Annotated in this window: 25 protein-coding genes; 23 read left to right on the top strand and 2 right to left on the bottom strand. The window is 35.1% G+C overall.

From position 1 onward, the window contains the following. Window positions 1–416: 416 nt before the first annotated feature. Window positions 417–1,328: an aldo/keto reductase gene (locus BN999_RS06140; RefSeq protein WP_096270523.1), complete on the bottom strand. Its 912-nt coding sequence runs from the start codon at window positions 1,326–1,328 to the stop codon at window positions 417–419. A gap of 146 nt (window positions 1,329–1,474) precedes the next feature. On the opposite strand from BN999_RS06140, the gene BN999_RS06135 reads away from it, so the two are divergent. From BN999_RS06135 to BN999_RS06040, 20 genes are all read left to right on the top strand, one after another. Continuing rightward, entirely contained in the window at window positions 1,475–2,020 is a 546-nt protein-coding gene (locus tag BN999_RS06135; RefSeq protein WP_096270522.1) for an NUDIX hydrolase, read from the top strand. A 1-nt stretch (window position 2,021) separates the two neighbouring features. Next, window positions 2,022–3,191 carry an endonuclease Q family protein gene (locus BN999_RS06130; protein ID WP_096270521.1) on the top strand — a complete coding sequence of 390 codons (1,170 nt, stop codon included), beginning with the start codon at window positions 2,022–2,024 and terminating at the stop codon, window positions 3,189–3,191. 98 nt (window positions 3,192–3,289) lie between these two features. After that, window positions 3,290–3,946 carry a stage II sporulation protein M gene (spoIIM, locus tag BN999_RS06125; protein ID WP_096270520.1) on the top strand — a complete coding sequence of 219 codons (657 nt, stop codon included), beginning with the start codon at window positions 3,290–3,292 and terminating at the stop codon, window positions 3,944–3,946. 92 nt (window positions 3,947–4,038) lie between these two features. After that, window positions 4,039–4,497: a ferric iron uptake transcriptional regulator gene (gene fur / locus BN999_RS06120; RefSeq protein WP_096270519.1), complete on the top strand. Its 459-nt coding sequence runs from the start codon at window positions 4,039–4,041 to the stop codon at window positions 4,495–4,497. A 182-nt stretch (window positions 4,498–4,679) separates the two neighbouring features. After that, a complete protein-coding gene (locus BN999_RS06115; protein ID WP_096270518.1) occupies window positions 4,680–4,886 on the top strand; it encodes a DUF4227 family protein in 207 nt (68 codons plus the stop codon). A 3-nt stretch (window positions 4,887–4,889) separates the two neighbouring features. Continuing rightward, window positions 4,890–5,780 (top strand): site-specific tyrosine recombinase XerD, encoded by an 891-nt coding sequence (gene xerD, locus BN999_RS06110; RefSeq protein ID WP_096270517.1) that lies wholly within the window; start codon window positions 4,890–4,892, stop codon window positions 5,778–5,780. Window positions 5,781–5,919: 139 nt separating this feature from the next. Then, entirely contained in the window at window positions 5,920–7,095 is a 1,176-nt protein-coding gene (gene deoB, locus BN999_RS06105) for a phosphopentomutase (RefSeq protein WP_096270516.1), read from the top strand. Between the two features lie 16 nt (window positions 7,096–7,111). Next, a complete protein-coding gene (locus BN999_RS06100) occupies window positions 7,112–7,936 on the top strand; it encodes a purine-nucleoside phosphorylase (RefSeq protein WP_096270515.1) in 825 nt (274 codons plus the stop codon). An 18-nt stretch (window positions 7,937–7,954) separates the two neighbouring features. Then, complete coding sequence (locus BN999_RS06095) at window positions 7,955–9,259, top strand: pyrimidine-nucleoside phosphorylase (protein WP_141249041.1); 1,305 nt, start codon at window positions 7,955–7,957, stop codon at window positions 9,257–9,259. Between the two features lie 119 nt (window positions 9,260–9,378). Further along, window positions 9,379–10,557 (top strand): D-alanyl-D-alanine carboxypeptidase family protein, encoded by a 1,179-nt coding sequence (locus tag BN999_RS06090; RefSeq protein WP_096270514.1) that lies wholly within the window; start codon window positions 9,379–9,381, stop codon window positions 10,555–10,557. A gap of 105 nt (window positions 10,558–10,662) precedes the next feature. Then, entirely contained in the window at window positions 10,663–11,016 is a 354-nt protein-coding gene (spoIIAA, locus tag BN999_RS06085) for an anti-sigma F factor antagonist (RefSeq protein ID WP_096270513.1), read from the top strand. Beyond that, the gene (gene spoIIAB, locus BN999_RS06080; RefSeq protein WP_096270512.1) at window positions 11,013–11,456 is read left to right on the top strand and encodes an anti-sigma F factor; all 444 of its coding nucleotides are present in this window, start codon (window positions 11,013–11,015) and stop codon (window positions 11,454–11,456) included. The genes spoIIAA and spoIIAB overlap by 4 nt, the downstream gene beginning before the upstream one ends. Window positions 11,457–11,468: 12 nt before the next feature. Continuing rightward, on the top strand, window positions 11,469–12,224 hold the full coding sequence (sigF, locus tag BN999_RS06075) for an RNA polymerase sporulation sigma factor SigF (RefSeq protein ID WP_096270511.1): 756 nt from the start codon (window positions 11,469–11,471) through the stop codon (window positions 12,222–12,224). 141 nt (window positions 12,225–12,365) lie between these two features. Next, window positions 12,366–12,986: a stage V sporulation protein AA gene (locus tag BN999_RS06070; RefSeq protein ID WP_096270510.1), complete on the top strand. Its 621-nt coding sequence runs from the start codon at window positions 12,366–12,368 to the stop codon at window positions 12,984–12,986. Further along, entirely contained in the window at window positions 12,964–13,392 is a 429-nt protein-coding gene (locus BN999_RS06065; protein ID WP_096270509.1) for a stage V sporulation protein AB, read from the top strand. The genes BN999_RS06070 and BN999_RS06065 overlap by 23 nt, the downstream gene beginning before the upstream one ends. 18 nt (window positions 13,393–13,410) lie before the next feature. Next, window positions 13,411–14,883: a spore germination protein gene (locus BN999_RS06060; RefSeq protein ID WP_096270508.1), complete on the top strand. Its 1,473-nt coding sequence runs from the start codon at window positions 13,411–13,413 to the stop codon at window positions 14,881–14,883. Window positions 14,884–15,048: 165 nt separating this feature from the next. Further along, on the top strand, window positions 15,049–16,356 hold the full coding sequence (lysA, locus tag BN999_RS06055) for a diaminopimelate decarboxylase (protein ID WP_096270507.1): 1,308 nt from the start codon (window positions 15,049–15,051) through the stop codon (window positions 16,354–16,356). A 126-nt stretch (window positions 16,357–16,482) separates the two neighbouring features. After that, window positions 16,483–16,917: a peptidylprolyl isomerase gene (locus BN999_RS06050; protein ID WP_176481892.1), complete on the top strand. Its 435-nt coding sequence runs from the start codon at window positions 16,483–16,485 to the stop codon at window positions 16,915–16,917. A gap of 28 nt (window positions 16,918–16,945) precedes the next feature. Continuing rightward, a complete protein-coding gene (locus BN999_RS06045) occupies window positions 16,946–17,392 on the top strand; it encodes a site-2 protease family protein (RefSeq protein ID WP_096270505.1) in 447 nt (148 codons plus the stop codon). Window positions 17,393–17,643: 251 nt separating this feature from the next. Continuing rightward, complete coding sequence (locus BN999_RS06040; RefSeq protein ID WP_096270504.1) at window positions 17,644–18,009, top strand: GNAT family N-acetyltransferase; 366 nt, start codon at window positions 17,644–17,646, stop codon at window positions 18,007–18,009. Between the two features lie 124 nt (window positions 18,010–18,133). Here the strand turns inward: BN999_RS06040 and BN999_RS06035 are convergent, their stop codons facing one another. Continuing rightward, complete coding sequence (locus BN999_RS06035) at window positions 18,134–18,223, bottom strand: YjcZ family sporulation protein (protein WP_096270503.1); 90 nt, start codon at window positions 18,221–18,223, stop codon at window positions 18,134–18,136. Window positions 18,224–18,380: 157 nt separating this feature from the next. Between BN999_RS06035 and BN999_RS06030 the strand changes: the two genes are divergently transcribed. The 3 genes from BN999_RS06030 (at window position 18,381) to BN999_RS06020 (ending at window position 21,673) form a co-directional block, all read left to right on the top strand. After that, the gene (locus BN999_RS06030) at window positions 18,381–19,124 is read left to right on the top strand and encodes a segregation/condensation protein A (protein WP_096270502.1); all 744 of its coding nucleotides are present in this window, start codon (window positions 18,381–18,383) and stop codon (window positions 19,122–19,124) included. Window position 19,125: 1 nt separating this feature from the next. Next, the gene (gene scpB, locus BN999_RS06025) at window positions 19,126–19,710 is read left to right on the top strand and encodes an SMC-Scp complex subunit ScpB (RefSeq protein WP_096270501.1); all 585 of its coding nucleotides are present in this window, start codon (window positions 19,126–19,128) and stop codon (window positions 19,708–19,710) included. An 862-nt stretch (window positions 19,711–20,572) separates the two neighbouring features. Continuing rightward, entirely contained in the window at window positions 20,573–21,673 is a 1,101-nt protein-coding gene (locus BN999_RS06020; protein ID WP_176481891.1) for a D-alanyl-D-alanine carboxypeptidase family protein, read from the top strand. The last annotated feature ends 1 nt before the right edge of the window (window position 21,674 follow it).

The following is a 21,674-nucleotide window of genomic DNA, read 5'->3' as shown; positions in this document are numbered from 1 at the left end:
TATTTTCGAGGAGTCTCCGTATTCTGCCTGCGCTGGTTTAGTTTTCTAATTATTATTAGTTATTGCAACATGTTTTGGATTTATTTGGTTCTATTGCTCTTAATCACTCATCACTAGCGTAGGAAATACACGGAGACTCCTGCGGGAGGATAGGCATCGGTGAGACCCCGCAGGAGCTTTAGCTCTGAGGAGGCTCACCAGCCGCCCGCGGAAAGCGAAGTGTATTTCCGAAGCGGGTAAGTTGCGCAATCCATAATACTTACAAACCGCACAGTTTCTAACGATTATTTAATTAACACCATTCGTTAAAATCTTGCATATACATTTCGTAATATATCTAGCACAGATACCCAATTCTCTAAGAAAAGCTCATAGTTATCAGCTTATCACAGGAAGGCGAATGATCCTCTTTCAATTTATCGGTGTTGAGCATATTTATTGGCTTTTGTTATTGATTTTAAATGTTCATATAATTGATCGCTTATACCTTTTTCAAAATCAATCAACGTATTTTCTTTTACTTGCTCAATTGAACTTGCACCAAATACAACACTTGTGATTGCAGGGTGTTTTAATACATATTGTAAAGCTAATTCGTTAAGGTTTTCTGTTACTAATGTTAGGTTTTGATGTAATTCTTTTATCTCTTGATATGTGTAATCTAAATATCCATTTGTTCCTTTCATTTCAATTTGTGTTTTTCCAAGTTTACTTAACATACCTTTGGCAAGCGGTCCCCGTGCAAGTACACTTATATTATGTTTATAAAGTAATTCTAATGTCTCTTCTTCTGGTCTTCTGTCTAGTAAACTATACTGGGTCATCACACCATCAATAGATGACTTATTAACGTATTCTCGAATTACATTAGGTCTAATAGAGGATATTCCATAAGCCCGTATTACTCCTTCTTGTTTTAACTCCTCAAAAGCTTCAATAGTTTCATCAATTGGGTCATCTAAAGTTCCGCCATGTAGCATGTAAAAATCAATATAATCCGTTTGGAGTCTACGTAAACTTTCTTTTACTTCAGATTGGATGTAAGCTTTTGACGGGTCCCAAAACCAATCCTTTGTTTCCTTGTTAAAATGGTTACCGACCTTTGTGGTTAAGACTATTTGATTACGTTTACCTTTAATGGCATTACCAACAATTTCCTCATTTAATCCGAAGTTGTATAAATCAGCTGTGTCTAAGTGATTGATACCACTATCTAAAGCAATATTGATAATTTCTTCTGCTTTTGCTTTATCTGTACCGAGGGACATACATCCAAGTGTTATTGCTGAAATCTCTATATCAGAACTACCAAGTCTTCTTTTCTGCATACAATCAACCTCCTTACTCCATCATATTGGAATAACCCAGTAATTCCAACTCAAAAGAAGTGAAAAATTAACTTAGCAAATGGCATGTGCTAAAATAAAATTATCAAACTGTAACAGTAGATTATTAAAGGCAAAGGATGACATAAATGAAGATGTTTGAAGAAAAAACGACCCAAACAAAAGTAATATACGAAGGTAAGGTAGTTCAATTACAAGTTGAGGATGTCTTACTTCCTAATGGTAAAGAAGCAAAACGTGAACTTATAAAACATCCTGGTGCAGTAGCCATAATTCCTATTACAAAAGACAAGAAGATCGTAATGGTTGAACAATATCGAAAGCCCCTTGAGAAGTCAATTATCGAAATTCCCGCTGGAAAATTAGAAAAAGGAGAAAGTCCTGAAATTACGGCCGTTCGTGAATTGGAAGAAGAAACTGGGTACACGACAAAGAAATTAACGAAGGTTACCTCTTTTTATACATCACCGGGTTTTGCCGACGAGATAATGCATATCTATGTTTCCGATGAATTGGAAAAGCTTGATTTTCCACCAGCACTTGATGAGGATGAATTTGTAGAAATTCACGAATTAACGTTAGCAGAAGCGAAACAATATATCCAAGAACAACGGATTCATGATGCCAAAACGATTTATGCCATTTTATACTTAGAACTGCAGGAGATAATATAGTATGATGAATTCATTTTTTGCTGATATGCACATCCATATTGGAAGAGATATTTTTGATAAACCAGTTAAGATTACAGCTTCCAAGAATTTGACTATAACCAATATATTAATAGAAGCTAGTCGAAATAAAGGAATTAAACTAATAGGAGTCATTGATTGTCAATCTCCTAATGTGCAACTTGAACTTAAGCAATTACTGGAAAAGGGTTTAGCTTATGAGCTTGAGGATGGTGGTATTCGATTTGAGGAAGTTACCTTATTATTAGGATCTGAAATTGAAGTATATGATGAGAATTGCAAAGGACCTATCCATGTGCTTTGTTATCTCCCCAATATAAAGGAAATGGAGCAATTCTCGGAATGGCTAGTTACAAAAATGAAAAATATTACATTAAGCTCACAACGTTATTACGGTTCTGCAAAGGAATTGCAATACAAAGTTAAGGAGCTATCTGGAATTTTTATACCAGCACATGTATTTACGCCTTATAAGAGCCTATATGGAAAAGGTGTACGTCATTCTCTAGAAGAGGTGTTTGATCCAGATCTAATTGATGGAATTGAATTAGGATTAAGTTCGGATACTTCTATGGCAGATCAAATCAAAGAACTACATTCGTATACGTTTGTAACAAATTCAGATGCACATTCACTTGCCAAGATAGGGAGAGAGTATCAGGAAATCCTTATGGAGGAACCTTCCTTTAAGGAATTTAATTATGCACTCCAATTAGTTAAGGGTAGAAGAGTTGTTCAAAACTTTGGCATGAATCCAAAGCTGGGTAAATATCATAATACAGTTTGTGATAAATGTTTAAGTGCTGTGAAACCTAATTCAATAAAATGTGAAAACTGTGGTTCAAAGAAGATTGTAAAGGGTGTAGCAGATCGAATCGATGAACTTGGTAACTTTAAAGGGAAAGTTGAGGGAAGACCTCCTTATCTATATCAAGTTCCTCTAGAATACTTACCTAAATTAGGACCCAAAACTTATACTAAATTGCTTGAGAGTTTTGGAACAGAGATGAACATCATTCACCATGTCCCCTATGAAAAGCTAGTAGATGTTGTTCCGGAAAATATTGCTAAATCTATCATCCTTATGAGGGAAGGTAAATTATTAATCCAAGCTGGCGGTGGAGGTAAGTATGGTAGTGTTTCGGAAACATAAATCTAATTTTTAAATATAAAAGATAGTTTTAATAGGCATTTTTAATAGAAGTTCTTCATAACGTTTAATATAGGCGATTAGTGAATGGAGGATTTCTTGTGAATAAACGTGCTCTAGCAATGGATCATATGAAAAATAACGCTACAATCTATGTATTTATGCTAATATTATTTCTTACAGGGATAGCTTTTGGAGCAATTGTTGTAAATAGTATGGGAACCATTCAAAAACAGGATCTATTTTTTAATTTAGAACGATTTTTCGGATATATTACAACGGAGAATACGATTAATAAAAATGAAATACTAAAAGAAAGTTTCTTCTATCATGCAAAGTATCTACTTTTATTGTTTATCTTGGGTTTATCTGTAATAGGTTTACCGGTTGTATGGGTGCTTATCTTTTTAAAAGGATTAGTGGTGGGGTTTTCGGTTGGCTTTATTGTGAGTCAATTAGGTATTCAAGGATTTCTACTAGCAACTTTTTCGATTGCACCTCAAAATATTGTCGCAATCCCAATCTATATTTTGGCAGGTAGTCTTTCTATGATATTTACCCTAGGACTTTTAAATAAACTTTTTATAAGGAAAGCCACATTTTCTCAACCTGTTCTACAACCATTTGTGAAATATGTTTCTTTTTTCGCGGTATTGTTCCTACTATCTATTATTCCTGCGATAATTGAAGCTTATATTTCAAATGAGGCAATGGTATCGTTTATTAAATCGCTTTATAATAATGAGAAGTCTATTTAGAGATTTATTTCGGTTCAAAGTTTAGCTTTATGCTTTGACACTCCTTATTCATGTGCATATAATAAAGATGGGATATGAGGAGGGAGATCGCCATGGAACATCGTATTGATCGTATTAAGAAACAACTTCATGCACAGAGCTATAAGCTAACTCCACAAAGAGAAGCGACTGTACGAGTATTACTCGAACGTGAGGCTGACCATTTAAGTGCAGAGGATATATTTTTATTAGTTAAAGACAAAGCTCCTGAAATAGGCCTCGCAACCGTATATCGTACATTAGAATTATTATCTGAATTGAAAATAGTTGATAAAATAAACTTTGGCGATGGCGTCTCCAGATACGATCTGCGAAAAGAAGGAGCCGAACATTTTCACCACCATCTCGTATGTATTGAATGTGGATCGGTTGAGGAGATTATGGATGACTTGTTAGGTGATGTTGAAAAAATAGTGGAAAGAGATTGGGGATTTCAAGTACAAGATCATCGATTAACTTTTCATGGATTATGTAAGACATGTCAAAAAGCTACAGTTGAATCTAATAGGTGATAGGAATGCCTTTTCAGTCTAGAGAAGGCATTATTTATTTTTCAATGTAATCTTTTTAGTGTAAAATAAGGGTAAGCTCATGATGGAAATTAAATAGGACTAGTTTTATAGTTATTATGTATAAAGTGTATCTTTTTTGGCATATCTTTTAATATTAGTACATGATTAAAGGAGAATGCCATATGAAAAGGATGGTATGGGATACTGTAAAAGTTTTTGTTATTTTTGTTGCGTGTACATGTTTGTTTTACTTTGGACTTCAAGTAATGCATGCAGAGTACGAACAGTTCCATCGTTATGATACACCAGACGGTCCATCTGTAAAAGTTTTCAATAATGAGCAAAGTTTTATCGAGCGTCTAAATATCTTTTTTCGATTAGGGGAGTAGAGAATGTTAAATCATGCTTATAATGATTTTTTTCATTATCTGCAAGTTGAACGGGGATTATCAGATAACACACTGATTTCATACAAAAGAGATTTAAACCGATATACTGAAAAGATGACAAAAGAAAAGCATTCAACATGGAACGAGATTCATAGAGTGGATATAATTAATTTCTTATATCAATTACGGGATGAGGGGAAATCTGCAGCAACAATCGCTCGCACAATTTCTTCTATTCGGCAGTTTCATCACTTTTTATTACGTGAAGAGATTGTTAATCATGATGCTACTTTACATATTGAAACACCAAAGAAAGAGAGAAAGCTTCCTGATACCTTATCTGTTGAGGAAGTGGACAAGCTGTTGAATATTAATGGTACTACTCCGTTAGATATTCGAAATAAGGCGATGCTTGAACTCATGTATGCCACTGGACTTCGTGTGAGTGAGCTAGTTTCTTTAAAGACAGATGATTTACATCTAACAATGGGATTTGTACGTTGTTTTGGTAAAGGTTCAAAGGAGAGAATAGTTCCCCTTGGTGATGTCGCAGAAAAGGCTGTTGAAAATTATCTACAGTATTCAAGGCAGAACTTATTAAAAAAAAATAGAGATGAAAGAGTTTTATTTTTAAATCAGCACGGAAGACCTATGACTAGACAAGGGTTTTGGAAGATTCTAAAGAAACTTACAACTAATGCCCATATTACAAAAGATATAACACCCCATACGTTAAGACACTCTTTTGCAACACATTTATTAGAAAATGGTGCAGATCTACGCGCGGTTCAAGAGATGTTGGGGCATTCTGATATTTCTACGACTCAAATATATACACATGTTACAAAAACAAGATTGAAAGACATGTATAAATCCTTTCATCCTCGAGCATGAAAGATTTTTCTTTTTTTATTCAAGATGTCTGGCTCTAAGCGGGCCTTTATTTTTTTAGAGTTGTCTGACATCCTACAACGTATGTGTTTTAACATATTATAATAAAAATAAGACAACATAAGAAATAGGAGGTAAATAGATGAAAAAATTTAATCGTGTATTCTTAATTGTCATGGATTCAGTTGGTATTGGGGAAGCACCTGATGCTAAGGAATTTGATGATATTGGAGCTGATACGTTAGGCCATATTGCGGAGCATATGAATGGGTTATATATGCCGAATATGGGTGAATTAGGTTTAAGTAATATTAGAGAAATTAAAGGGATCGAAAAAGCGGTGAATCCTAAAGCTCATTATACTAAGATGCAAGAAGCATCCAATGGTAAAGATACCATGACAGGTCATTGGGAAATCATGGGTTTACATATTGAGCAACCATTCCGAACTTTTCCAGAAGGGTTTCCTAAAGTATTAATAGAAGAATTGGAAAGTAGAACTGGAAGAAAGATTATCGGCAATAAACCTGCATCAGGAACAGCCATATTAGATGAACTTGGACAAGAGCATTTAGATACTGGAGCATTAATTGTTTATACTTCAGCGGACTCTGTATTACAAATAGCCGCTCATGAGGACATTATTCCTATTGAAGAGCAGTATCGTATTTGTGAAATAGCCAGAGAGCTTACGTTAGATGAAAAGTATATGGTAGGTAGGGTAATTGCCCGTCCATTTGTTGGAGAACCAGGTGCATTTGAACGTACATCTAATCGTCATGATTATGCATTAAAGCCTTTTGGGAAAACAGTTATGAATACCTTAAAAGATGAAAATTATGATGTAATTGCTATTGGTAAAATATCGGATATCTACGATGGTGAAGGGGTAACCAAAGCCATACGTACGAAGGACAATGATGATGGAATGACTAAAATTGTTGAAACATTAGATATGGACTTTACCGGTATAAGCTTTTTAAACTTAGTTGATTTTGATGCAAAATATGGTCATAGACGTGACCCAAAAGGGTATGGTGAAGCCTTAGAGGCTTATGACGTGAGACTTCCTGAGATTATTAATAAGATGAAGAATGACGATTTATTAATTATTACTGCCGATCATGGTAATGACCCAGTTCATCATGGTACTGATCATACACGTGAATATGTTCCATTACTTGTTTATCATAAAGGAATTGAAACAGGTAAAGAATTACCAGTTAGAGAAACCTTTGCTGATTTAGGTGCAACGATTGCAGAAAACTTTCAAGTACAACTTCCTGAACATGGAAAAAGCTTTTTAAACGAGATTTAATTGGGAGAGATTATTGATGGAAATATCAACTATTAGAGAAGCAAGTCAATTTATTAAGAATAAATTAACAACTAAGCCTGAGTTAGGTTTAGTTCTTGGATCTGGGCTGGGGGTTTTAGCTGAGGAAATAGAAAATCCGGTAGTGATCCCATATAATCAGATTCCATCCTTCCCAGAATCAACAGTATCTGGTCATAAAGGCCAATTAGTTATAGGTCTGTTGGAAGGGAAGCAGGTTCTTGCCATGCAAGGTCGTTTTCATTTTTATGAAGGGTATACTATGCAACAAGTAACATTTCCTATTCGTGTAATGAAGGAACTTGGAATCGAATCTATCATCGTAACTAATGCTGCGGGTGGAATAAATGAAAACTTTAAACCTGGGGACTTGATGCTTATAACAGACCATATTAATAATATGGGAACAAGTCCACTAATCGGGCCAAATGATGAACAGTTAGGCGCACGATTTCCTGATATGTCTTCTGCTTATGATAAAGAGTATCTTCAACTTGCTCGTGAAGCCGCAGAAGCGCTTGGTTTAAGTGTACAATCTGGAGTTTATGTTGGAAACACTGGTCCTGCATACGAAACACCTGCTGAAATTCGTATGTTAAGAACTTGGGGTGGCGATGCAGTTGGGATGTCTACAGTTCCAGAAGTAATGATTGCTAACCATGCTAAGATGAGAGTTCTTGGCATTTCCTGTATTTCCAATATGGCTGCTGGCATATTAGATCAACCATTAACACATGACGAGGTAATAGAGACGACGGATAAAGTAAAACAAGACTTTTTGAGGTTTGTTAAAAAAATAATTCATACCTTACCAGTAAAGTAATAGGAGGTGTAATAACAAATGCGTATGTATGACATCATTGAGAAGAAACGTGATGGAAAAGAGCTCTCAAAAGAAGAAATCGATTTTTTTGTAAATGGTTACACAAATGGTGATATTCCAGATTACCAAGTAAGTGCTCTTATGATGGCTATTTATTTTCAGGATATGACGGAGAAAGAAAGAGCACTACTTACAGAAGCTATGGTCGAATCTGGAGACCAAATAGATCTATCTAGAATTTCTGGTATAAAAGTAGATAAACATTCCACTGGTGGTGTTGGAGACACTACTACTTTAGTATTAGCTCCGCTAGTTGCATCAGTTGGTGCACCGGTTGCTAAAATGAGCGGCCGTGGACTCGGACATACTGGTGGTACAATCGATAAGTTAGAGTCCGTCCCTGGTTTTCATACTGAGATTACAAATGAAGAATTTATGGACCTAGTTAATAAAAATAAGGTTTCCGTGATTGGTCAAACGGGAAACTTAACACCTGCAGATAAAAAATTATATAGTCTGAGAGATGTTACAGCGACTGTTAATTCTATCCCATTGATCGCAAGTTCGATCATGAGTAAAAAAATCGCTTCTGGTGCTGATGCAATTGTATTAGACGTAAAAACTGGTGCTGGTGCATTCATGAAAGACATAGAAGATGCTAAAAAACTAGCTCATGCAATGGTTTCCATCGGAAAACAAGTTGGTAGAAATACCATGGCGGTTATTTCTGATATGAGCCAACCACTAGGGTATGCTATTGGGAATGCTTTAGAGGTAAAAGAAGCAATTGATACATTGCGAGGAAAAGGACCAGAAGATTTAACTGAGTTATGTCTTGTGCTAGGAAGCCAAATGGTGGTATTAGCAGAAAAGGCTACTAGCTTAGAAGAAGCAAGAAGAATGCTAGAAGAAAATCTGTCAAATGGCAAAGCTATTGAACACTTTAAGATTTTCCTTGAATCTCAAGGTGGCGATCCGACTGTGGTTGATAACCCCGATCATCTACCTGAAGCAAAGCTTAAAATTGAAGTTCAAGCAAAGAAGTCAGGAACAATCAAGACCATTATTGCTGATCAGCTTGGAACAGCTGCTATGTTATTAGGCGCAGGAAGGGCAACAAAAGAATCAGTTATTGATTTAGCTGCAGGACTTCTGCTTAACAAAAAGGTAGGAGACAGAGTTTCAAAAGGAGAGCCTCTGCTAACTATACATAGTAATGTAGAGGATGTTAGTTCAGTAATAGAATTAATAGAAAATAGTATTGTGATATCTGATGAGGATATCGAGGCACCTAAACTAATTTATGGCACCATAACAGAATAAATCATAAAAAACTAGGCACTTACTGAGTGCCTAGTTTTTTATTATATTTTACAGGACTGTTATAAGTTTGTTTCATTTTGGAAAACCTAAAAGTATATTGATTGCTGGAGGTTACCAAAATGAAAAAATATATTCTAATGATTACAACACTAGTAATAACTCTTTCTTTATTTTCCATTCAAGTTATGGCAGAAGAGGGTAGTGCAACACAGAACAAATCGTTGGATTTAGCACCTGAAGCAAAATCTGGCATTTTAATCGAGCGTGATACAGGCAACGTGATGTATGAAAAGGAAGCTAACAAAAAGTTGCCACCTGCAAGTATGACGAAGATTATGACCCTACTCTTAATCATGGAAGAATTAGAGAAAGGATCATTAAAAAAAGATGATGTTATACGTATAAGTGAAAATGCTGCTTCGATGGGTGGTTCACAAATATTCTTAGAAGCTGGAGAAGAAATGAAAGTAAATGACCTATTAAAGGGTATTGCTATAGCTTCTGCAAATGATGCCAGTGTCGCATTAGCTGAAAGGATTGCTGGTAGTGAAGAAGAATTTGTTAATCGGATGAATGAAAAAGTGAAAGAATTAGGATTAAAAGATACTCAATTTCAAAATACAACTGGATTACCAGCCGAGAACCACTATAGTACTGCACATGATATGGCAATGATGGCAAAGGAACTATTAAGTCATGAATCTATTACAGAATATACATCAATCTACGAAGACTATTTAAGAAAAGGGTCTGAGGATGAATTTTGGCTTGTCAACACGAATAAATTGGTTCGTTTCTATCCAGGCGTTGACGGTTTAAAAACAGGATTTACGAATGAGGCAAAATATTGTTTAACAGCAACCGCTAAAAAGAATGACATGAGAGTAATAGCTGTTGTAATGGGTGTTGACACTCCTAAAGAACGAAATGCTGCTGTATCTAATATGTTAGATTATGCTTTTAATACGTATGAAACGAAGAAACTATTTGATAAAGGAGAAGCTATTACAACACTGGATTTACTTAAGGCAGAACAGAAAAATGTAAATATTATCGCTTCTGAATCAATTAGCACCCTTCATAAAAAAGGGGAATCTGTTGAAAACTTAACAACATCAGTGAAACTTGATAGTGTAACATTACCTTTAAAAAAAGGAGAACAAGTAGGTAAGCTAGTCGTTAAGAATGGTGATAAATTGATTTCAGAAACACCACTCGTAGTTGAATCAGATATTGACAAAGCGTCATTATACACATTATTCAAACGATCCATACAAAAGTTGTCGAAAAATAACTAAATACCTCTAAATTCATCGGATTACTTCTTCTTTTGTCTGGAAGCAGGAATTTGCACCTTTCATATTGAAATTATACATACAAAGGTATGTAAGGAGGACTATTGAATGGGGCTTGATTTTTCTTTTGAAGTGAAAGAAGAAGTGCTAATTGTTCGCTTATCTGGTGAATTGGATCATCATGAAGCAGAGGGGTTACGAGATGAGTGGAAGGAAATGCTGTACCATAACTCTGTTAAACATGTCATATTAAACCTTGAAAAGGTTAGTTTTATGGATAGTTCTGGTCTAGGAGTAATCTTAGGTAGATATAAAGAAGTTCTACAATTAGGAGGTCAAATGGTTGTATGTTCCATACCTCCATCAATCAAACGTTTGTTTGAAATGTCCGGTATGTTTAAAATAATTCGCCTTGAGGAGAATGAAGAATTTGCTTTAGAGACTTTGGGGGTGGCTTCATGAAGAATGAAATGCATGTAGAGTTTGCTAGTGTAAGTCAGAATGAATCTTTTGCTCGTGTAACAGTTGCAGCTTTTGTTGCGCAATTAGACCCTACAATGGAAGAATTAACCGAGATTAAGACTGTTGTATCAGAAGCAGTAACAAATGCTATTATTCATGGCTACAATAACGAACCAGATCATAAAGTAGCTATTAGTTGTAAGCTAGATGATGAAGGTGAAATTGAGTTAACGATTCGTGATTATGGAATAGGTATCAATGATGTAGAAGAGGCTAGGCAACCGTTGTATACGTCAAAGCCTGAATTAGAACGATCGGGGATGGGTTTTACTATTATCGAGAATTTCATGGATGCTGTAGAAGTTATTTCCAAACAGGGAGAAGGAACAACCGTTTACATGAGAAAACAGCTAACCAATAGTAAAACGGTTTATAATTAGGGATGTATGCCTATGGATGTTAATGTAAAAAACAATAAAAAAAATGAAGCATTAACGGATGACCAGGTAAAAGAATATATCCTAAAAAGTCAACAAGGTGATAAAGATGCCAGAGACTTTTTGGTGGAAAAAAATATTCGGTTAGTTTGGTCAGTTGTTCAGCGATTCATGAATAGAGGATACGATCCAGATGACCTCTTCCAAATTGGGAGTATAGGGTTAATTAAATCTATTGATAAGTTCGACCTCACCTATGATGTGCGTTTTTCAACATATGCTGTCCCGATGATTATTGGTGAAATACAACGGTTTTTACGTGATGATGGAAGTGTCAAGGTTAGCCGATCACTTAAAGAAATTGGAAATAAGATTCGAAAGAAAAAAGATGAACTTACTAAGCAATTTGGTAGATCACCATCTATTAATGAGATTGCTGAAGCGTTGGACATATCACCAGAAGATGTTGTTCATGCACAGGAAGCATCTAAAACACCACATTCTATTCATGAGACGGTATTTGAAAATGATGGCGATCCTATTACACTATTAGATCAAATTGCTGACCAAGATTCTAATTGGTTTGATAAATTATCATTAGAGGAGGCAATTAGAGGGTTAAATGAACGAGAAAGGTTAATCCTGTTTTTGCGATACTATAAAGATAAGACACAATCTGAAGTAGCGGAGAGACTAGGGATATCCCAAGTACAAGTGTCTAGATTAGAGAAGAAGATACTTTTTGAAATGAAAAATAAAATGAATCCTTAAGATAGGTTGTTATGCGGGCTTCCCCATAACAACCTTTTTTTATCTCCATAAGCTTTGTAAATCTAGTCTGAGTTTTCCTCATAATATTTCCATTTAGACTAATAATAACAAGTACTGAAATTGTTTTCTGAGGTGAAGCAAATGGAAGGTATTGTGTATTTGCGTTTGAAGAGAAAATTAGAAATACAAAATCTGATGGAGCTTAAGTTAAAAGATATTGCGCTTATTTCTTCTCATTCTAATGAAATTGTACATGAATTAGAGAATATTAAGCTTTATCGGGTAACCGAGAAAGATAAAGAGTTAATTGTTTTAGACAGCTTCTTAATAATAAAGCACTTAGCACAAAATTATCCTAACATTGAGATTCAATTACTTGGTCCGGAACAAACCATTGTAAAAATAAATAAAAATAAAAAATCACCTAGTATATTGATAATGGCTTTCGTATGGATACTCTTATTTATTGGTACAGCAATGACCATCATAAACTTTCATTACGATGTCAGTATGCAGGAGGTCCAACAAAAGTTGCATTTCCTTTTGACTGGTGAGGAAAATGAATTTCCATTATGGATTCAAATTCCTTATTCTTTTGGGTTAGGGATAGGTATGATTTTATTTTTTAACCATTGGTTTAATAAGCGATTTAATGAAGAGCCAAGTCCTTTAGAAGTTGAAATCTATAACTATCAAAAGTCCCTTGATGATTATGTTAGCTTTCATGAGAATAAATTAAATGATCCTAAACATCCTCATTAGTTTACTGGAAATCATCATTGGCTTTTCAGGGGGACTTGCAGTTGGTAGTGGGTTTGTCGCTTTTCTCACTGTATTAGGAATAATACCAAGACTTATTCAATTAAGTAGGACCTCACATATGTTAAAAGTGTACACGGCGTGTGTCGTACTTGGTTCTATAATAGGTACTTATTTTTCCTTCACAAATGTTACTTGGTCACATCCTGCTATATTATTAGCAATTTGGGGTATTTTTCATGGGGTTTTTAATGGTATGCTCGCAGCTGCTTTGACTGAAGTATTAAATGTATTCCCACTTATATCGAAAAGAATTGGCTTGGAAACGAAAATAATTACACTAATAATGGCTGTTGTTTTTGGAAAAATAGTAGGTTCCTTATTTCAGTGGCTCATCTTAGTAAAATAAGAAAATGGAGGGCTAAGTTTGACTCAACATCCAGTCTCATCAAGAATAAAAGAAAATGTTGCCTACCTAAAGGAACGAATTGGTGTAGATGTCTCTTTTGATGTAGGTTATAGAGAAATTACGTTGTTAAAAACAGATATAAAACTGTATTATGTAACCGGATTAGTAGATAGTTTAATCATTCAAGATATTATTGAAGAACTAGTTAATCTAAATGAAAAAGAAAGAGAAAAGAATAAAGCTGCTGAAATAATTCGAAATAGAATCCTTCACCAACAAGTAACAACATTAAAAACAATGGATGAAGCTGTTGACCAGATGCTGTCTGGACTAATAGTTATTTTCATTGATGGAGAAAAATTTGGATATGCAGTTGATGTTAGAAGTTACCCAGGAAGAAGCCCCCAAGAACCAGATACTGAGAGAGTAATTCGTGGTTCGAGGGATGGTTTCACCGAAAACATCATAGAAAACACAAGCTTAACTAGAAGAAGAATACGTGACGCACGCCTTAGAAATGAGATGCTCAAAGTAGGAGAGAGGTCAAAATCTGATGTTTGTGTCAGCTATATTAAAGATATAGCGGATGAAGGGCTAGTAGAGTTACTCAAAGATAAGATTAGAAAAATTAATATTGACGGGAATACGATGGCAGAAAAACCGATTGAAGAGTTTCTAGTAGAGAGAAAATGGAATCCGTTTCCATTGGTCAGGTTTACGGAGAGACCAGATGTAGCCGCAAACCATCTATTAGAGGGGCATGTGTTGATAATTGTTGATACATCTCCTAGTGTTATGGTTGTTCCTACTACTTTTTTCCATCATACGCAGCATGCAGAAGAATATCGACAGGCACCATTAATTGGTACACTCATTAGATGGATTCGATTTTTGGCTATTTTATTATCCGTATTTTTATTACCTACATGGTTGTTATTTGTAATGGATCCCACTCTTTTACCTAAAGAGCTTTCTTTTATTGGACCTAATGAAGAGGGGAATATACCTATAGCGGTACAGTTATTACTTGGGGTAGTGGGGATGGAGTTCCTGAGAATGGCAGCAATTCATACGCCGACAGCACTTTCAACTGCTATGGGATTAATTGCAGCAGTATTGATTGGTCAAATTGCGATTGATGTAGGTTTACTTAGTCCGGAAGTTATTTTATATACTGCCGTTAGTGCAATTGGAACATATGTAACACCTAGTTATGAACTTAGTGTAGCGAATAAAGTTGCTAGTGTAGTATTACTTCTTTCCACGGCATTCTTTGGTTTGCTTGGTTATCTAATAAGTATTCTGTTAATAATATTATTCCTGGTTAATCTAAAGTCATTTAGAACACCCTATTTCTGGCCGTTTATCCCATTCAATGCAAAAGCAATGTTAAGGACTATTATCCGAATCCCAACTCCATATGTGAATACAAGACCAACAATTGTTCACCCGAGAAACGTGTATAGTCAATCAAAGATTCGGAAGTCTTAATAACAAAAGAATAAAACAAAATGACGAACAATGTAGTTTAATAGTACTGCATTGTTCGTTTGTTATTAACAAGTAAGTGTAAACTATTATTCCTTTTGTTTTTAAGATGTTTATGATAAGTTTTTTATATGTATTTTTAATTTACTGAATGAATAGGTGAGAAAAATGTCATTGGAGCAATATCCATTTCAAATAAATAGTGATGGGCACCTAGAAATAGGTGGAATGGACACAGTAGAACTTTCAAAGAAATATGGTACACCTCTTTATGTATACGATGTTTCCATAATTCGTGAACGTTGTAGAGCATTTGTTAATACTTTTAAGGACTTAGGTGTACGTGCACAAGTTGCTTATGCTAGTAAAGCTTTCTCTTCTATTGCGATACTACAAGTAATAAAACAAGAAGGGTTATCAGTTGATGTTGTCTCAGAGGGTGAATTGTATACGGCCCTGAAAGCGGGAGTTAATCCAGACAAAATTCATCTGCATGGTAACAATAAAAGTATAGAAGAGTTATCAATGGCGATTGAACATAATATCGGTTGTATTGTAGTTGACAACTTCCATGAGATTAAGCTATTAACAGACTTATTAAAACAATATAACAAGAAGATGGATGTTATCATTCGAGTTACTCCAGGTATTAAATCGGATACCCACCAATATATTATGACAGGTAATGAAGACTCGAAGTTCGGATTTGATTTACATAATGGACAAGCAGAGGAAGCATTTAACCAATTACGAGAAAATAATCATATAACTTTTAAAGGATTACATTGTCATATTGGTTCCCAGATATTTGACACGGATCGTTTTGTTACTGCGACAAACATCTTGTTTGCGACATTGGCAGATTGGAAGAATAATTATGGGTATATTCCAGAGGTGTTAAATCTAGGAGGAGGATTTGGGATACGTTATACCAATGATGACCAACCTATACCACTAAATCATTATGTTGAGCGTTTGGTAGAAACAGTGCGAGAGAAAAGTGAGAGTCTGAATATCCCAATGCCTGAAATATGGATTGAACCAGGGCGCTCAATTGTTGGAGATGCTGGAATTACGTTATATACAGTTGGATCACAGAAGCATATCCCTGGTGTTAGAGATTACATTTCAATTGATGGTGGAATGACTGATAATATTCGACCTGCACTTTATCAAGCGAAGTACCACGGGGTACTGGCCAATAGAGTAAATGAACCAAGTGAAACCATTGTATCTGTCGCGGGAAAATGTTGTGAGTCAGGAGACATGCTAATTTGGGATCTCCCAATTCCTCAAGTGAGAAGTGGGGATATACTGGCAATATTATCAACTGGTGCGTATGGATACTCTATGGCAAGTAACTACAATCGTATCCAAAAGGCTGCAGTTGTCTTTGTAGAAGACGGAAAAGACAAATTAGTAATCAAAAGGGAAACTTACCAAGATATACTAAGCCACGATTTATCTTATGAGTGATACGAATCTGATAGCATGATTAATTCTTTATGCGTTCAAGAGGTATAAACTTTTAAAAAAACATTAGAAATGTTATCATAAACGAGATATATACAAGAATTAACAAGAAACTAGGAGATGAACAAATTGACTAAAAAAGGCTATATATTGATGGAAAACGGAAATAAAATTGAATTTGAACTATACCCAAATGAAGCTCCGGGTACGGTTGAAAACTTTGAAAAACTGGCAAATGAAAACTTTTATGATGGTTTAACATTTCATCGTGTAATCCCAGGATTTGTTAGCCAAGGGGGATGTCCAGTAGGTAATGGAACTGGTGGAGCAGGATACACAATTAAATGTGAAACTGCTAATAATCCACATAAACATGTTGAAGGTTCACTATCTATGGCACACGCGGGAAGAGACACTGGAAGTTGTCAATTCTTCATTGTACATGAACCGCAACCACACTTAAATGGAGTTCATACTGTGTTTGGACAAGTAACTTCAGGAATTGAACATGCAAAAGCTATGAGTAATGGTGATGTTATGAAGGAAGTAAGAGTCCTTTCATAATAAGAAAATGTATCTTAGGAAGGATTAGATGAATACTGTTTTATTGATTTATTTAGTATTTATTGTTGCACCGATAAGTAATCTAATTCATGAGTTAGGTCACATGCTTGGTGCAAAGCTAGCAAGAGCAGATGAGATTACCGTATATATTGGTCGGGGTAAAAGAATTTTTAGGTTGTTATTTCATCAAACTGAAATTCGGTTTGGAATTGCATTTTTTACCTCCGGATTAACACAAAGTAATAGAAAAGAAAACTATCATTCTCATGAGATGATTTACATTGCACTCCTTGGTCCGTTACTAAATGCTTTAATAGTATTCATCTTTTACTTTCTCTATATTATACTGCCAAATGCATTCATCCTAATATTCATTTTATACAATGCTTGGTTATGTATAATGAACTGTATCCCATTCAAAATTGGGAAACAAAAATCGGATGGTTATATCATTATTGAACAAATGCTCCGATAAATGTATACAAGTAGGTAAAAATTGTCAATAATAGTAAAGGATGAGAATTTTGAATCAACGAAAGAAAAATATCCTACTATTTATTACTTTATTATTAATAGGAATTATCTGGGGTTTTCTTTATTGGATTATTTTTGTATTTTAAAACATAATTTGACAAATATAGATTAATAGGTCAATAATATATTACAAACTCCAACCTGAAAAGTATACTACTAGATAAAAAGTTATTCTTATAATGAGGGGTATCTATGTTAAATCGCTATAAAAAAAATTCGGAAAAGATTGCAATGGGTTTATTATCTTTTATGCCGGAAGAAAAAGATGTTAAAAAATTGCAGGCTACGATAAAAGAATATGAGTCTAATTCAGATTGGCATCTTTATCTATGGAAAGAAGCTGATGATATTATCGGTGCAATCGGATTACGAGTTGACGGTGATAAAGCTATTATTCAACATATTTCCGTAAATCCTTCACATAGAAATATTGGCGTGGGCAAAAAAATGATTCAAGAAATTAAAAAATTATATGGTTCGAAGTATGAGATCATCGCATTAGAACCAATACAACGTTTTTATGAACATTGTGTTCACGAAAATAATCTTGATGCATAGGGAAGTCTTTAACTAATATGTTAAGATTTCTAGAAAAAAACCAGCCCTACTTATGATAGGGCTGATTTTTGTTACTAGATTTTAAGTTTGTTGGGAGTGAAATTAATCGTAGTTAAATTTTATATTAGAACCAAGCAGCACCAACAATGATTAATAGAATAAACAATACTACGATTAAAGCAAATCCTCCGCCAGAGTTATATCCTGAACCCATGAAAAATTCCTCCTTTAATTTAACTATCGTAAATGTTTAGGTAACATCTACCTTACGTTAATAACTTATGTAGGTACCCTCCCCTGTGTATAGGCGTTTTAAACGGGTTACGGTAATTTTTTAAAATATTGAATTTTAAAAGAAAGGGTCGACATATATGGATCAAGCATATCAGGTGAAAATAGATACGTTTGAAGGACCGCTTGATTTATTATTACATCTAATCAATCATTATGAGATTGATATTTATGACATTCCTGTGGCCCAAATTACGGAACAATATATGCACTATATACATGCAATGCAACATCTGGAACTGAATATCGCTAGTGAGTATCTCGTTATGGCCGCAACACTACTTGCAATCAAAAGTCAAATGCTCTTACCGAAACAAGAGATTGAGGTCGATGACGATGAATATATGGAAGATCCCAGAGAGGAATTAATGCAGCGACTTATTGAATATCGAAAATTTAAAGAAGCTGCTGAAACTTTTAAAGAAAAAGAACTAGAGGCTCATCAAACATATACAAGACCACCTGTAATATTCGAAAACTTAAATATTGAAAAAACCGTTATACAAGGTGATATATCTATTTATGATATGTTAGGTGCCCTAGGTAGAATGATAGAAAGAAAGAAATGGAAAGAACCTCTCGATACAAGAATACAAAGAGCTGAAATACCAATTGAAGAGCGGATGAATGAGGTTCTTAATGTTGTTAAACAAGCAAGTCGAAACGGTGTATCATTTGATGAATTATTTACTAAACGCACTAAATCGTATATTGTGATTACATTTATGGCGCTTTTAGAATTGATGAAAATTCACCAAGTAACATGTAAACAGACCAAGCATTTTGAAACATTATATGTATATTATTCAGGGGATGAAAATTAGGATGAAAAATGTTAAAGCCATATTAGAAGGGCTGTTATTCGCATGTGGTGATGAAGGAATAACCATAAAGGAACTAGCTAAAATCATGGAAATTTCTGAGAAGGCTGTTGAACATCTTATCGAAGAATTGAGATATGATTATGAGCATGCAAGTCGAGGAATTATGATTATGGAATCTCAAAACGTGTTTCATTTAACAACAAAGCCTGAGCATAGTGAATATTATAAAAGACTTGTAGAGGCACCACAGACTTCTAGAATGTCCCAAGCTGCTCTCGAAACACTAGCAATCATTGCATATAGACAACCAATCACTCGTTCAGAGATAGATGAAATCCGTGGTGTCAAAAGTGATCGTCCAGTCCAAACTTTAATTGCTCGATCACTAATTGAAGAAGTAGGACGAAGAGAAGGTGTTGGTCGTCCGGTGTTATTTGGAACTAGTAAAGACTTCTTAACTTATTTTGGTTTAACTTCTATAGAAGAGTTACCACCGCTTCCTGATAATTTTGATGCAAATGATTTAGAAGATGAGGCAGATTTGTTCTTTGATCGTTTTAATCAACTTGAAGAAACAAGTAACTAATGTGTAATGCAATTATATATAATTCTTTATTTTTAAACTCCTATCCTAGTAATACGGTAGGAGTTTTTTGCTGTTTTGATAGAAACTGTGCGGTAACTAATAGTTATCGATAGCGCAACATACCCGCTACGGAAATACACTCCGCTTTCCGCGGGCGGCTGGTGAGCCTCCTCGTGCTATCGCACTGCGGGGTCTCACCGATGCCTATCCTCCCGCAGGAGTCTCCGTGTATTTCCTTCGCTAGCAAGAAGGAAATGAATAAATTTAATGGCATCTAATTATTACAATACGTAATATAACCCCTAACATTAATTAGTAAACTAACCTAGCGCAGGCAGAATACGGAGACTCCTACGGGAATAGCACGTGTCCGAAGACCCCGCAGAGGCGAACTTTCCTCGAGGAGGCTGAGGCCGTGCCCGTGGAAAGCGGAGTATTCTGCCGGAGCGATGTCGTACCGCTATACCCAATAACTAATTGTGTTGTAATTAAACTAGTTACCGCACAGTTTCTATCTACTATTTGTTAGATTAAAACTAACCGGGAATATTACTATCTATTATAATGGTGTTTGATTTCCAGGACTGTATGAAAATAATTCTGTTCGAATGTCCTTTCCTGTCTCATGATCTCTAATAGTATTTTAGTTGTAATTATTTAAAAGGTTGTTCAATTTATTCATATCGGCTTAGCTCCAGCATAAAATGTACAGACATGGGTTTTCATGGGTTAAGGGCAGGTTACCATTTTCCGCAAAACCTTAGACGGTAATAGCTGTTGCTAAAAGCCCAATAGTTCAACTAACAATTTGTAGGGAAGTACAACCTACAGATTGAAGTTTCACTTTATGGGAGGACAAACTATGCGTTTTATTGCAATAACTTTAATCACCTTAATAATCTTTACTTTTTCATTTCCAATTATTGGACATGCTGATCCGAGTGTTTCTGCAAATAACGCTGTTCTGATTGAGCAGTCTACGGGTAGAATTTTATATGAGAAAAACGCACATGAAAAATCAAATATAGCAAGTATTACAAAAATCATGACAGCGATTATTGCCATAGAATCTGGGAAAATGGAAGAATTGGCTACTGCTAGTAAAAAGGCAGTCTATACAGAAGGTTCATCTATTTATTTAAAACAGGGTGAAAAAATGAAACTGGAAGATCTGGTATATGGTCTGATGCTGAGGTCAGGTAATGATGCCGCTGTTACAATTGCAGAGCATGTTGCAGGAAGTGAGGAGGGCTTTGTCTACTTGATGAATGAGAAGGCTGAGTGGTTAGGGATGACTAATACCCACTTTGATAATCCACATGGGCTAGATTCAGAAACCCACTATTCATCCGCGTATGATATGGCATTGCTTATGCGCTATGCTATGCAAAATGAAAAGTTCCAACAGATTACGGGTGCTAAATTTTTTAAATCAGAAAGTAGAGAATATAGTTGGAAAAATAAAAATAAATTATTAACCGCTTATTATAAATATTGTACTGGTGGCAAGACAGGCTTTACAAAACAGACAGGTCGGACTCTTGTATCCACTGCAACAAAAGATGGAATGAATCTGATTGCAGTTACCCTAGACGCTCCTAGTGACTGGAGAGACCATATGCAAATGTATGATTGGGGATTTACGCAATATGACATGGAGCCATTAGGTGGTGAGGGTTTTATTGATATCGAATTAGGTTCGAAAGAAAAGATAAGAGGCTATATTCAGGAAGAAACACTGTATCCATTAAAACCAGAAGAGAAGAAAACGATTCGAAGTGAAACCTCTGCTTTTAAAGAGAATCTTCCTTGGTCTAGTGAACATATAGTCGGTAAAAAAACGTATTACTTAGGTGATGAACCAATTACAGAAATTGCTATTTATCAGGAAGGACAACCAGAAGAACCATCATTCTTTGAAAATTTCATTTCGGTATTTAAGCAAATATTTAGGATGGGGTAGC

The sequence above is a fragment of the Paucisalibacillus globulus genome (genome assembly GCF_900184735.1).
Classification (GTDB): domain Bacteria; phylum Bacillota; class Bacilli; order Bacillales; family Amphibacillaceae; genus Ornithinibacillus; species Ornithinibacillus globulus_B.
This window is presented reverse-complemented; position numbering and strand designations above follow the sequence as displayed.